This is a genomic window from Sphingomonas sp. LR60 (genome assembly GCF_036855935.1).
Lineage (GTDB): Bacteria > Pseudomonadota > Alphaproteobacteria > Sphingomonadales > Sphingomonadaceae > Sphingomonas.
In genome coordinates this window covers 2,423,090-2,436,396 of the sequence record NZ_JASPFK010000001.1, presented here as the reverse complement: position 1 = coordinate 2,436,396, position 13,307 = coordinate 2,423,090, and the positions used below count along the sequence as shown (strand labels likewise).

Annotated in this window: 10 protein-coding genes and 1 tRNA gene; 2 read left to right on the top strand and 9 right to left on the bottom strand. The window is 66.8% G+C overall.

Annotated elements, in window-relative coordinates; all coding sequences use genetic code 11:
- Positions 1-78: 78 nt before the first annotated feature.
- Entirely contained in the window at positions 79-486 is a 408-nt protein-coding gene (locus QP166_RS11440) for a DUF4126 domain-containing protein (RefSeq protein WP_333916010.1), read from the bottom strand.
- Between the two features lie 166 nt (positions 487-652).
- Here QP166_RS11440 and QP166_RS11435 point away from each other — a divergent pair, with 166 nt between their 5' ends.
- Positions 653-2,095, top strand: a complete 1,443-nt coding sequence (locus tag QP166_RS11435; RefSeq protein WP_333916009.1) for a methyl-accepting chemotaxis protein — start codon at positions 653-655, stop codon at positions 2,093-2,095.
- A 200-nt stretch (positions 2,096-2,295) separates the two neighbouring features.
- Here the strand turns inward: QP166_RS11435 and QP166_RS11430 are convergent, their stop codons facing one another.
- From QP166_RS11430 to folK, 7 genes are all read right to left on the bottom strand, one after another.
- Complete coding sequence (locus QP166_RS11430) at positions 2,296-2,475, bottom strand: hypothetical protein (RefSeq protein WP_333916008.1); 180 nt, start codon at positions 2,473-2,475, stop codon at positions 2,296-2,298.
- A gap of 27 nt (positions 2,476-2,502) precedes the next feature.
- Positions 2,503-3,471 (bottom strand): acyltransferase family protein, encoded by a 969-nt coding sequence (locus tag QP166_RS11425; RefSeq protein WP_333916007.1) that lies wholly within the window; start codon positions 3,469-3,471, stop codon positions 2,503-2,505.
- An 8-nt stretch (positions 3,472-3,479) separates the two neighbouring features.
- Positions 3,480-5,342: a glycoside hydrolase family 36 protein gene (locus tag QP166_RS11420; protein ID WP_333916006.1), complete on the bottom strand. Its 1,863-nt coding sequence runs from the start codon at positions 5,340-5,342 to the stop codon at positions 3,480-3,482.
- Positions 5,343-5,454: 112 nt separating this feature from the next.
- A complete protein-coding gene (locus tag QP166_RS11415; RefSeq protein WP_333916005.1) occupies positions 5,455-8,298 on the bottom strand; it encodes a TonB-dependent receptor in 2,844 nt (947 codons plus the stop codon).
- 81 nt (positions 8,299-8,379) lie between these two features.
- Positions 8,380-10,581, bottom strand: a complete 2,202-nt coding sequence (locus QP166_RS11410; RefSeq protein WP_333916004.1) for an alpha-galactosidase — start codon at positions 10,579-10,581, stop codon at positions 8,380-8,382.
- Between the two features lie 419 nt (positions 10,582-11,000).
- Positions 11,001-11,076, bottom strand: a tRNA-Lys gene (locus tag QP166_RS11405).
- Positions 11,067-11,564, bottom strand: a complete 498-nt coding sequence (gene folK / locus QP166_RS11400) for a 2-amino-4-hydroxy-6-hydroxymethyldihydropteridine diphosphokinase (RefSeq protein ID WP_333916003.1) — start codon at positions 11,562-11,564, stop codon at positions 11,067-11,069. The genes QP166_RS11405 and folK overlap by 10 nt, the downstream gene beginning before the upstream one ends.
- A 23-nt stretch (positions 11,565-11,587) precedes the next feature.
- Between folK and QP166_RS11395 the strand changes: the two genes are divergently transcribed.
- Entirely contained in the window at positions 11,588-12,247 is a 660-nt protein-coding gene (locus tag QP166_RS11395) for a uracil-DNA glycosylase (RefSeq protein WP_333917326.1), read from the top strand.
- Between the two features lie 49 nt (positions 12,248-12,296).
- Here the strand turns inward: QP166_RS11395 and aguB are convergent, their stop codons facing one another.
- Positions 12,297-13,160 (bottom strand): N-carbamoylputrescine amidase, encoded by an 864-nt coding sequence (gene aguB, locus QP166_RS11390; protein ID WP_333916002.1) that lies wholly within the window; start codon positions 13,158-13,160, stop codon positions 12,297-12,299.
- Between the last annotated feature and the right edge of the window lie 147 nt (positions 13,161-13,307).

The window sequence follows — 13,307 nt, the reverse complement described above, 5'->3', positions numbered from 1 at the left end:
CCCAGATGATCCCTGACCGCAAAACTCGCGAAGGCAAGGATCGTCGCAGTCGCCGCCAAGAAAATCAACCGAGCCTGATCAGCCGCGCGCCAGTGCCACGGCGCTGGCGATCGCCAGACCGTCCTCGATCACCCCGCTCGCCGTCGCGCCCCAGCGTCGCGTCGCCGCCTTCCGGAGCCGGAAGGTCAGGTGCGACGCCACCACCGCCGAGGCCGCGCCAAGCAGCGCCCCCGCCACGCGATCGTCGCGGTGCGCGCACGCCGCTCCGGCGATCGCACCGCTCAGCAGCCGCCCGGCGATCCCCGCCGCGCCGATCCGGTCGGGTGCGTTGCGCAGCTTGTCGCCCGCTATTTCGCCCGCCGCGAACATCATCGATCCCGCGGAAAATACCGGCGCGCGCCCGCCGCCACGCGTCGCCGCCAGTGCGGCGAGCGGCGTCATCGCGCGGGCACCCGCCACCGCGCCCATCAGGATCGACCGTAACATCAAGAAACTCCAGGAGGTTTGACGATTGAACCGCGCACCCACCCGGAGGTTGCACCCACCCCGCGCGAGGCGAATGTGATCTGCATCATTTATCTAATGTTTAGTTACGCGGCTTATAGCGGCTGCCGTGCTCAGCGATGCGTCATGGGCTGCGGAGAGTTTGCCGATGATTACCTGGTTTCGTGATGTCGCGCCGGTACGGACGAAGTTCCTTGCGCTCGCCTTCATCTACGTTGGTCTCGCGCTGGTGTCGCTGGCCGCCACCGCTGCCTTGGCGTTCGGGGTGGTCGGCGCGACCCTCGCGCTGGCGGTCGCCGGCACCGCGGTCGGCGTGGTCGCGATCGTCGCGCTCGTGTCGCGCACTTTGGTCTGCGATCCGTACGTCAACACGGTGGTGCGGATGGAAGCATTGGCGCGTGGCGATTACGACAGCCCGATCCGCTACACCGATGCGCGCGACTGCGTGGGCCGCATGACCAAGGCGATGGAGGTGTTCCGCGGCAACGGCAAGTCGCTCGCGATTTCCTCCGCGGCGCAGCATACGGTGGTCGAGGCGCTCGGCACCGGGCTCGGCCGGCTCGCCGACAACGATCTGACATTCAAGATCGAAGAGCCGTTCACCGCCGACTACGAAGGGCTGCGTCACAACTTCAACCGCGCGATGGCGGCGGTATCCGACGCGATCGGCGCAGTGACGATCGCCGCCAACGGCATCAACAGCGGCGCCTCGGACATTCGCCAGGCGTCCGATGACCTGTCGCAGCGCACTGAACAGCAGGCCGCCTCGCTCGAGGAAACCGCCGCTGCGATGGACGAGATCACCACGACCGTTCGCGAGACCGCGGCCGGCGCACGTCGCGCCAATGACGCGGTGGTCGAGGCGCGCACCGAGGCGGAAAGCTCGGGCGACGTCGTCCGCCGCGCGGTCGACGCGATGGGCGGGATCGAGCGTGCGTCGTCGGAAATCAGTGAGATCATCAGCGTCATCGACGGGATCGCCTTCCAGACCAACCTCCTCGCGCTCAACGCCGGGGTCGAGGCGGCGCGCGCAGGCGACGCGGGCAAGGGCTTCGCAGTCGTCGCCTCCGAAGTCCGCGCACTCGCGCAGCGCTCGGCGGACGCCGCCAAAGACGTCAAGACCAAGATCCTCGCCTCGTCGCAGCAGGTCGAGTCCGGCGTGACGCTGGTCAGCGAGACCGGCAAGGCGCTCCAGCGGATTATCACGCGGATCGGTGAGATCAGCACGCTCGTCTCGACGATCGCGCAATCCGCCGAGCAGCAGGCGACCGGCTTGCAGCAGGTCAACACCGCGGTGTCGGAGATGGACGGCGTCACGCAACAGAATGCCGCGATGGTCGAGGAAGCGACCGCCGCCGCGCGCAGCCTCGCCGAGGAAGCTGACCGGCTGACCACCGAGGTCTCGCGCTTCCGCACTGCCGCCGCGCCGCGCCCGGTCCTTGCCGCGACCACGCCCGCTGCGTCGGTCCACGACCTTCAGGCGCGCGCCGCGCAGGCCGGCCGCGACCTCGCCCGCACCGCCCGCCGCCCGGTCACCGGCACACGCGGCACCGCGCTGGCGGTGGCGGACGAGGAATGGTCGGACTTCTAGGTCGCAGGGCGGGACGGCCCGCGCCGGGCCGACCTCGCCCAAGACCGGCCGGCGGGGCACCGCCCCGACCGACGACGCGGCTTCGCCGCGGCGGCCACCAGCTTCCGTATCCCGCCTCTGGTCGCCACCCGCAACAATGAGCGGGACCCCGGGGAAACACTGTGGCGTTCCTCCATCGTCACAATGCCATGAAGCTGCGTTCAACGATCGCAGCGAGCAAGAAGGCGTCGGCTGAGCCAGCGCCGTACTGGTTCGTCGTAGAGCTTGAGGCTCACATAGGCGATCGCCACCGCTGCGACCACGAGACCCGCGCCGATCGGCCCGCCGACGCACGCGGGCACCTTATGATCGACCACCCATGCGGTGTAGACGTAGATCAACGGATAATGCGTGATGTAGAGCGGGAATTACAGGTCGCCGAAGAACCGCGCAACGCGCACGCCCGCGCCCGTCGCGCTTTTGTCGCCGGCGCCGATCGCCACGACCAGCGGGAATAGCAGCAGTACGCACGCGGCGTCGTACAGGCCGTTGCTCCAATGGTGCGGCGTGTCGCCCATCCGCGGCAGCGCCAGCGCAACGATGAGCAGCGCGGCGCTGATCGGGAAAGCGTACCGGCTTTGGAGCCGCCAGCCCGAGCGCATCAACAGCATCCCCGCGAGAAACGGATAGCAGAGGCGCGCAAGGCCGACATGAATGCCGGCGGCGTCAAGCGACCAGCCGCCGATCAGGTCGCGCCGCTCGCCCAGCAACGCGACGTCGAGCAGCAACGCCGCCGCGAGCAGCGCCAGGATCATCAGCACGCGCGACGACAAACGCCGCAGCACGAGCGCGTAGGCGACGTTCGCGACATATTCGTAGAACAGCGACCAGGCCGGGCCGTTGAGGGGATGGATCTCGTCCCAGCCGCGAATGTCGAGCTGCTTGGGAAGCGGCAACAGCGTGCAGCCTAGCAGCATCATCAGCAGCATCTGCCACACCGGGGTCGCCGCGATTTTCGGGAACAGCCCACCGGCCTGAAGATAAAAGAGCGCCGCGCCGATCAGGCTGCCCAGCACCACCATCGGCTGGAGGCGGATCAGGCGGCGCAGGTAGAATTCGCCCTGCCGCATCCGCCCCCAGCGATCATCATAGGCGTAGGCGATGACAAACCCCGACAGCAGGAAGAAGAAGTCGACCGCCAGATACCCGTGATTGATGATCTGCCGCGTCGGGTCGCCGTCGGCATAGGCCTCGAACGTGTGGAACATCACCACCATCAGCGCCGCGACGCCGCGCAACCCGTCGAGCACGACATAATGGCTCTTCCCCGGCGCGGTCGCGTCCGTTGACGTCGCCGCCGCTGCTGCCGGCTGAGCCTCGCTCAGCGCGCTCTGCATCGCACCGCTCACGGGCGTCGCACCAGCTCGACGATCCCTGCCGGCGGCAGCGCGACGACGTGTGCGCCGCGCGACAGGTCGATGGACATCCGCGACACCGTCCGCCCCTCCGCATCGATCGCCCGCGCCTCGTAGCGGCCGAGGTCACGCGTCGCCTCAACCAGCAGCCGCGATGCCGCGGTGGCGTTGACGAGATCGATCTTGGGCGTCGCCTCGCTCAGCGTGATCGCGCGGTCGGCATAGGCGGCGACGATCTGCTTGTCGGCGTTCACCGCGCGGACGATTTCATATTGCGCATTGATCCCCTCCGGACTGAAGCGCCCATCGAGCAGCACGTCGCGGTTGGCGCGCCAATAGGCAAGGTAATGCGTCAGCATCGCGGCGTGCGCCGGGCTGAGCGCGTCGAGCCGCATCGACACCTGCGGCATCCCAAACAACGTGTCGAGCAGCTGCAACGCCGCCTTGTCGCTCGGCTCGTCGGCATTCCACACGATCGGATCGGCGTGGACAGGGGTGGCGCCGGCGAGCAGTCGCAGGTCGACGATCCGCTGCCGGTTGAGGATCGAGCTGTTCGGCGCGTCCGATGCGCGCAGCATGTTGCCGAAGGTCCGGATCACCGGCCCGCTGTACGGCTGACGGAACTCGATCATCACGTCGGGCCGCACGGCGCGCAGCTCCGCCATGACGTCGACCATCAGCCGATTGACCGCCTCGTAGACCGAAGCGATGTCACGCCCGTCGGCACGATCCAGCACGGTCGTCTCGTCGCTGCTGAACATGTCGATGAAGTCGAGCTTCAGCCCGTCCCAGCCCCAGTCGCGCACCGCGCGCCTGAAGGTCTCGATCAGATAGGCGCGAACCTCGGGATAGCGTGGATCGAGCACGTTGGTTCGCTGGTCGGCCCAATGGTGCAGGATCTTGCCGCGGAACCGCGGCAGCACCGCCGCCTCGTCGCCGACCAGCGGCACCGAGAACCACAGCATCCCCTTCATCCCGCGGGCGTGCAGCGCGTCGGTGACGGCACGCATGCGCCTCAGCCGTTCGGGCTGCCAGTCGCCGGCATGCGCGTAGCCGCGATTGCCGTCACCCGTCTGCCAGCCATCGTCGACGATCATCACCTTGAAGCCGCGCCGTGCCGCCGCTTCGGCCTCGGCCAGCACCGTCGCCTCGTCGACGGCCTGGTGATAGCTGTACCAGGTCGAGTCGAGCGGCTCGCGCGCGCTGGCCGGCGCGGGAACGGGCTGCTTGCCCGGTTGGCGCGACCACCAGGCCGCGACGTCCCCCAGCGCCGCCGGGACGGGGACCGCACGCGTGTCGAAGCGGATGCTGGTGGTGTAGCGGGTCAGCGGTGCGTGCCGTTCGCTGAACAGCTCCACGCTGCCGTATACGCGCACGTCCTCCTCGCGCAGCCTGGCGGCGATCAGCACCGGATTCACGGCGTCTTCGGCGGCCACCGTCAGCCGGTTCTGCTCGCCGCGCCCGTAGAGCGTCAACACCGGGGCCGCGGCGGTGAGCGTCGAGCGCAGTCGCGTCGACGCAAAGTCGGGCACGATCGTCCGTCCAAGCCCGGCATCCGGCGTCCACATGCCGGCCATGTCGACCGAGGGCTGCGACCAGCGGATCGTCAGCCGCGGCGGCGGGGCGGGCGTGGCGCGGGTCAGCGTCAGCACTGCGCGGGCGACCCCCGGTGCGATCGGCTCGGCCCGGACGTCGAGTGTAAAACCGTCGAGCGCGCCCGTGATGGTAAGTTCGAGTCCCGCAACGGTGACGCTGCGGCGCGTCTCGGTCGGCGCGGGCGCGCCCGTTTGCGCGGCGGCGACTCCGGGCCACAAGCAGACGGAGAATGCCGCCGCGGCTACCCAACGCTTCATGTCCGCTCTCCTCGTACGGCGTTGCCGTCGCGCGTCACCGGCGTACCGGTGCATAGTTTACGTGCGCCAAAAAAAGGCCCGACGCACGCGGCGTCGGGCCAGGGGGAGGACGTCAGAACTTGACGCGTGCGCCGAAATTGTAGCGGGCGCCCGTTTCCTGGAGCAGCAGGAAGCGCTCCTCGATCGCAGACCATTCGTGGATGCGCTGGTTGGTGACGTTCACGCCCTGCACGTACACCTGGAAGTTCTCCGTGATGTCGTAGCCGACGTTGAAGTCGAACTGCCCGTAGCTCGAGCGGTTGCGCGGACGTCCCTGGTCGGAGCGGCATGCGCGCAGATACTCGGAGCGCCAGTTGTACGATCCGCGCGCGGACAGCCCGAACTTCTCGAAGAAGACGCTGCCGTTGGCGGAGTGCGGGGAAAGGCCGTTGTACCCGCATTCGTAATCGGCGAGCGACGAGTCACGCTCGGCCTTGCTCTCGACATAGGTGTAGTTGCCCGCCACGCCGAAGCCCGACAGGACGCCCGGCAACCAGTCGAGCGCATATTGGCCGCCGATTTCGATGCCGCGAATATAGCCGCTCTGTCCGTTGCGGGTCCGGGTGTCCTGGAACGTCCGGCCGAAGCGCTGGACCGGTACCGTCTGCAATTCGAGGAAGTTGTCGAGCGTCTTGTAGAAGGCGCCGGCGCTGAAGTAGCTGACGGCGTTAAGATAATATTCGATCGACAGATCGTAGTTGGTCGACTTGAACGGCTCCAGCGTCGGATTGCCGCCGCTCGACAGCGGCACGGAGATACGGCCTCCAAACGAATTGTCGACACCCAGATCGGTCAGCGTGGGGCGCGTCACCGTCTGCGAGAAGGCGGCGCGGGTGATCAGCTTGTCGGTGACGTTCACCTTGATGTTCGCCGACGGCAGGGCGTTGACGTAGCTGTTGCGCACCGAAACCGGCGTGGAGTTGCCGTAGGTGTAGACCAAAGTATCGTCGCCGCGCGTGTTCGTGATGTCGATGACGGGCTGCTCGAAACCGCGCGACACCGTCTCCGTGCGCACGACGCGGACGCCGGCGTTGGCGCTCCAATTGTCACCCCCGAAGGTCATCGCGACATAGGTGGCGAGCAGGCGTTCGTTGACGTTCAGCAGGCTGCCGAGGTTCTCGCGCACACCGTATGGCCCGCCCGGCAGCGCGAGCAGCCGCGCCGCCTCCGCCGCCTGCTCCGCCGCGGTACGGCCCTGGCGCGCACGCGCCAGATTGGTCGGGTTCGACAGGAAGGCGATCACCGCATCGGCATTGTAGGTGAAGAATTGCTGCGGAACGTTCTCGCTGCCCGAGACGCCCGGCAGGAAGTTGTTCAGCTTGAAGGGCGACAGCAGCGACGTATCGACCGGAATGTCGTAGCCGCAATAGGCACAGCCGCCGTCGGCGTTGTTGAAGAAACGGCGTTCCTTCGTGCGATCCGAATAGGCCATGCCGATCCGCACCGACTTCAGGATGCTGTCCTGTATCTTGTAGTCGGTGTCGAGGTGATACTCGGAGCTACGATCGCTCACCCGGTTGTTGCCCACGCCGGTATAATGCGCCCGCATCAGCGACGGGTCGGTGATGTTGCCGAAGTTCGACGCGATCGGCAGGTCCTCGCCCTTGTTCAGGTCGAAGCGCGGGCTGGTCTGCGCCAGCGAGCCGACAACGACGAACTGGGTCGGATTGCGCTGCTTCGCGCGCGAGGTGGAGGCATCGAACCGTACCTCGATGTCGTCGGTCGGATTCCACTTCAGGTTGCCACCGATCTGGTACGTCTGCGTCAGGCGGTTGTTGTTGTCGACGATGTTGTCGTTCTGCGACAACGAGACGAGGCCGTTCAAGGCCGGGTTCGCCGCCAGGAACTGCTGGCCCGGTCGGTTGAAGCCGGTGGCGGAATTGGTGCTGTCGACCTCGAGCCCGATGTAGGGCGCCGAGTAGAAGTTGGCGAAGACGTTACGCGAGCTGAAGACGTCGAACTTCGAATAGATGCCGTCGACGGTCAGCAGCAGCTGATCGCTGAGCTGCGCCTGCACCGCTCCTGCCACGTTGATGCGGCGGCGACGATCCTGCTGCCGTGCGAACGCCAGGTTCTGCGGTACGTTGACGACCGCGGTCCGGCCAAGCGGCGGCTGCAGCCCGGTCGACGAAGCGGTGCCGTTGACGACGTTCTGCTGCCCGAACAGCCAGCCGTCGGTCTGCACGTAATCGAGCTGGCTGCGGCGGTCGGTGTATGATCCCGACAGCACGATCCCCAGCGTCTTGGCGTCGTTGGTGAGCGAGGTGACCGCCGAGAAGTCCGGGCTCAGCTTCTCGCGCAGCGTGTCGTAGATGCCGCCCGCGGAGGCCGCGACATGGAACCCGCTCTTGCCGTCGAGCGGACGTGCGGTGATGATGTTGACGGTCGCCCCGATCCCGCCTTCCTGCAACTCCGGCACGCTCGACTTATAGACGTCGGTGCGCTGGATCATGTTCGACGACAGCACGTCGAACGAGAATTCGCGCCCCGGATTGTCGGTCGCCATCACGCGGCCGTTGACCAGCACCGTATTGAATTCCGGCCCCAGGCCGCGGACGGTGATGAACTGCCCTTCGCCGCCCGACCGGTCGATCGCGACGCCGGTGATGCGCTGGAGCGATTCGGCGATGTTGGCGTCGGGGAACTTGCCGACATCTTCGGCGGAGATCGTGTCGACGATCTGGTTGGCCTCGCGCTTGACGCGGGCCGAGGACGCGAGGCTTGCGCGGATGCCGGTGACCACGATGTCGTCGCTCGCCTGGCCGACCTGCGCGGCGGGCGGGGTCGGTTCCTGCGGAATGCCGTCGGGGCTGGTTTGCGGTGCACCGGCGGCGGGTTGCGTGGCGTCCTGCGCCAGCGCCGGCATCGCCAGCATCATCCCACCGGCCAACAGCACGGCCTTCAAAGACGTTCTCATGTGGTCATCCTCCCTGTTATGCAGTCGTTGTCGATTGCGACCCGGTGAGCCTCTTGGTGGGCTCATCCGAGATTACCCTGATTACTGTGCCACTTCGAAGACGAAGGCGGTACCGACGAAATCGCCTTTGAGCGGCGCGCGCAATCCGTGCTCCATCCAATAGGCTCCGCTGGCGCGCGCTGGCACGCCGTCCGGCAAGGCGCCACCGCCCAGCACGCGAACGGCGTAGACCTGCGCCGGATCGAGCCCCTGCGGATGCTGCGCTGCCGGATTGTCGCGCCACATCGACGAATGCAGCATCTGGAACATGACGCCCTGGCGGCGATCCTGCGACACGTACATCGTCGCCGATGACGCATTGTCGTTGCTGGGCGGATCGATGCGATAGAGCGCCCCGCGCTGCACCGTCTCGCGGATCGTCTTGTAGGCGGCGACCCACTTGCGGGCGGTCGTGAAGTCCTCGGCCTGCCATTTGTCGAGATTGGCCCCGATCCCCAACCCGCCCTGCATCGACGACAGGAAGCGGTAGTCGAGCGAGGTCGCGCGGGTGTTCGCCCAATTGGGGCTGTCGGTCACCCACGCCATCATGACCGAAACCGGATACACCTGGGTGAAGCCGTCCTGGATCATCAGCCGGTCCGCGGGGTCGGTGTTGTCGGACGGCCAGACTTCGTCGGTCAGGCCGATGATGCCGAGGTCGACGCGCCCACCGCCGCCGGAGCACGCCTCGATCTCCAGCTTCGGATGGCGGCGACGAAGCTCGGACAGGATGTAATAGAGGTTGCCGACGTATTGGACGTAGACGCGCTGCTGGTCCGCGACCGGCACCCCGGGCCAGCCCGCCTCGGTCCAGTTGCGGTTATAATCCCACTTGAGAAACGCGACATCGTTCTGCGTGACCAGCCGGTCGAGCACGCCGAGCAGATGGTCGCGAACATCCTGCCGCGCGAGGTTGAGGACCAGCTGGTTGCGCCCCTCGGTCCGCGGACGGCCGGTGTAGTTGAGGACCCAGTCGGGGTGCGCGCGGTACAGGTCGCTGTCGACGTTGACCATCTCGGGTTCGACCCACAGTCCGAAGTCCATGCCGAGCGTATAGACCTTGTCGATCAGCGGCTTCAGGCCGTTCGGGAATTTGGTCGGGTTGACGGTCCAGTCGCCGAGCCCCGCCTTGTCGCTGTTGCGCGCGCCGAACCAGCCGTCGTCGACGACGAAGCGCTCGACGCCGATCTTCGCGGCCTTTTCGGCGAGCGCTTCCTGCCCCGCTTCGGTCACGTCGAAGGCGGTCGCTTCCCAGCTGTTGTAGAGGACCGGACGTAGCCGCGCCTTCTGGCCGCCGGGAACGATGTGCGCCTGCTCAAACGTGTGGAAGGTACGCGACGCCGCGCCCAGCCCGCCCGTGGAATAGCCGGCGTAGAAGACCGGCGTGTCCAGCGTCTCACCCGGCTTCAGCGACCAGGAGAAGTCATAGGGGTTGTAGCCGGTCATGATGCGGACGCGGCCGAGATTGTCCTGCCCGACGCTGATCCGGAACGATCCCGACCACGCCAGCGCGCCGTACCAGACCGGGCCGTGCTCCTCGGTGGTCAGCCCATCCTTACCGATCGCGAAATAGGGGTTGTTGCCATGCCCGGTCGACCCGCGGCGGCTTTCCAGCACGGTCAGCGCGGGAGTGATGCCGACCTCCTTCTTGGTCCATTCCGCGGCGTGACGCCCCGTGAGATAGTGGAGCCGGTAATCGTCGCCGACCGGCAGCGTGAAGACCGCCGAGGCGATCTGGTCGACGCGCACGGCGCGCCGGTCGCCATTGCGGACGGAGGCGGAGCGCGCCAGCACGCCGGTGTCGGGATCGATGGTGTAGCGCAGCGTGACGGTCAGCGGGCGACGGATGTCGGCGAGTTCGACGTACAGCGTCTCGCCGTCCACGCGGTGCGACCGGTATTTGAGGACGAGGTCGCGATTGCCGTCGGCGAAGATCGCCTTGATGCCGGGATCGCTGACCAGCCCTTCGCCTTGTCCGGGAAATTCCTGCAGCGTCACCGATCCGGCGGGGTCGAAGCCCGATAGTTCGCCGGGCGCCTTCACCAGCACCGGATCGCCGGTCTTGACCGGGTCGGTCGACACGAGCGGGTCGTTGGCGGCCAGCGATGATCCCCAATAAAGCGGCTGGAGATATCCCTTGTCATCGACGCCGAGCGCATAGGTGACGCCACCGCCGTCGAGACGGAACACGCGCGACGCCGGATCCGCGGTGACCTTGGCGACGGCGGGAACCGCGCTCGTCATCGCTGCGCACGCTGCCGCAGTCGTACACCATCCGTGTCGCATAACCCCCTCTATCTTCGCGAATCTCTTAGTTCGCAATCGATTGTGATGAATTATATGATTTTCAGGGTGGATGGCAAGGAAGTTCGTCAATTGAGGTCACGCTGAGGGGATGGGAGCCGATTGGCGGCGTAAAGCTTCGGCACCTGTCGCGTCCCGTTGTACGCCTGATCGCCGTTCGGCTTCCCCGACTACATCAGGGCGGGGAGATGGTGATCCAGCCTGGCCGTGGTCAGGAGCGCAGTGATATCAAACATGGCCGGTATGATCGGCTATCGCCAAACCTCGTCAGCGCGGGTCACGGTGATCCTCTGCTCGCGCCCGTGTCACCAGAGCGCCACCAGCGACAACGTAAGCGCGCAACAGTGATAAGCTCCGCGTGGTGGGTCCGCCGGGGCTCGAACCCGGGACCTCTCGATTAAAAGTCGCTTGCTCTACCGACTGAGCTACGGACCCTCACGCGGATCGAAGCCGGTTAGGGCGGCGCGCGCGCGGGTCAACCGGGCATGGAGATGTCGCAGCGTCAACGCGCTGCCCGGCGGACGCCAATCCGGCGCGATCGCCGTCGCCGGCCCCAGCACGAACGCGCGCGCGCGGAACGCCGGATGCGGGATCGTCAGCGTCGGGCTCCGCCACGCGCCGCCCGACCACAGGATGATGTCGAGGTCGATCACCCGTGCGCCCCAACGCCGCCCGCGCCGCCGTCCGAAGCTGCGCTCGATCGCCTTCAGGCGCGCCAGCAGGGCTGGCGGCGTCTCGTCGCTCTCGATCAGCACCGCGCTGTTGGCGAAGGTGCGCGTCGACGGACCGAGCGGCTCACTCGCGATGATCGGCGACGAACGCCCGCCCAGCAGTCGCAATGCCGCCGCCACTTCGTCGCGCGGCGTCCCATGCCGGCCGCACCGATTGGAGCCCAAGGCGAGGAGAAAGATTGATGCAGGCATCCGCAAGCGCCTATCGCACCCCGATGACCTTCGCACCTTCTTCGCTTCCCGCGACCGAACCGCCGCTCGATTGCCCGCGCTGTCCCCGCCTCGTCGACCTCCGCCACGAAATGCGCGCGCAACACCCCGAATGGTGGAACGCGCCGGTGCCCGCGTTCGGCGACCCGCAGGCGTGGCTGGCGATCGTCGGGCTCGCGCCGGGAATGAAGGGCGCGAATCGCACCGGGCGTGCGTTCATCGGCGATGGGGCAGGGGCGCTCCTCTATGGCACGCTCGCAAAATTCGGGCTGGCGCACGGTACCTTCACCGGCAGCCGGGAGGACGACATCACGCTCGACGGCGCGATCATCCTCAACGCGGTCAAGTGCCTGCCGCCGGGCAACGCGCCCACGCCCGAGGAAGTCCGCACCTGTCGCCCGTTCCTAGAAGGGCAGGTGGACGCTCTCCCGACCGCGCGCGTCTATATCGCGCTGGGGCAGGTCGCGCACCAGTCGGTGGTCAAGGTGCTCGGCGGCAAGCTGCCCAAGGCACGCTTCGAACATGGCGCGGTGCACCGCGTGCCGGACGGGCGGGTGCTGATCGATAGCTATCACTGCTCGCGCTACAATCAGAACACCGGGCGGCTGACCGCGGAGATGTTCGAAAGCGTCTTCGCCAAGGCGCTGGAACTGCGGCCCAGCTGACTCCGTCGCCCCGGACCAAGTCCGGGGCGACGATAGCCGTCGAACGATCTCAGATATCCTGCACCAGTCGCCCGTACAGCTCGGGACGACGGTCGCGGAAGAAGCCGAACGCCGCGCGATGACGCCGCACGCGGTCGAGATCGAGCGTCGCGACGATCACGCCCTCTTCCTCGCGGTCCAGTTCGGCCAGGATATCGCCGCGCTCGTCGGTGATGAAGCTGGTGCCGTAGAAGGTCTGGTCATGTTCGACCCCGACCCGATTCGCGGCGATCACCGGCACCACGTTCGACACCGCATGGCCGACCATCGCACGCCGCCACAGGCGCGCGGTGTCGAGCGAGGTGTCGTGCGGCTCGCTCCCGATCGCGGTCGGATAGAACAACAGCTCCGCACCCATTAGCATCATCGCGCGCGCGGTCTCGGGATACCATTGATCCCAGCAGACGCCGACGCCCAGCTTGGTCTGATGCCCTCGGGTGCGCGGCCCGTTCCACACCTTGAACCCGGTGTTGCCGGGGCGGAAGTAGAACTTCTCCTCATAGCCCGGTCCATCGGGAATGTGGCTCTTCCGATAGACGCCCTGCACCTCGCCGTCCGGACCGATCATCGCGAGCGAATTATAGTGATGCGGTCCGTCCAACTCGAAGAAGCTGGTCGGGATATATACCTTCAGTGCCTCGGCGAGCGCCTGCATCGCCAGCACCGCCTTGTGCTCGCCGACCGGCGCGGCGTTCGCGAACAGCGATTCGTCCTCGACCCGACAGAAATATTCGCCCTCGAACAGCTCGGGCGGCAGGATCACCTGCGCGCCGCGCGCATGTGCCTCACGCACCGCGTCGGATACTTTGGCGATATTCGCATCGATATCGGCGGAAAAGGCGAGCTGGAGCGCGGCGACGGTGATCTCGGTCATGCCGGCGCATTTAGGGGACAAGCGCGGGCGATTCCACTCCTGTCCGTAAGTGTCTGGAACTGTTCCGATCAGGGACGGGGTCGTTACGCAAGCCGATTGCGGCGCTGATCCAGATGAGGAATGGCGGTTTTCGACAAGTAAAGGGGA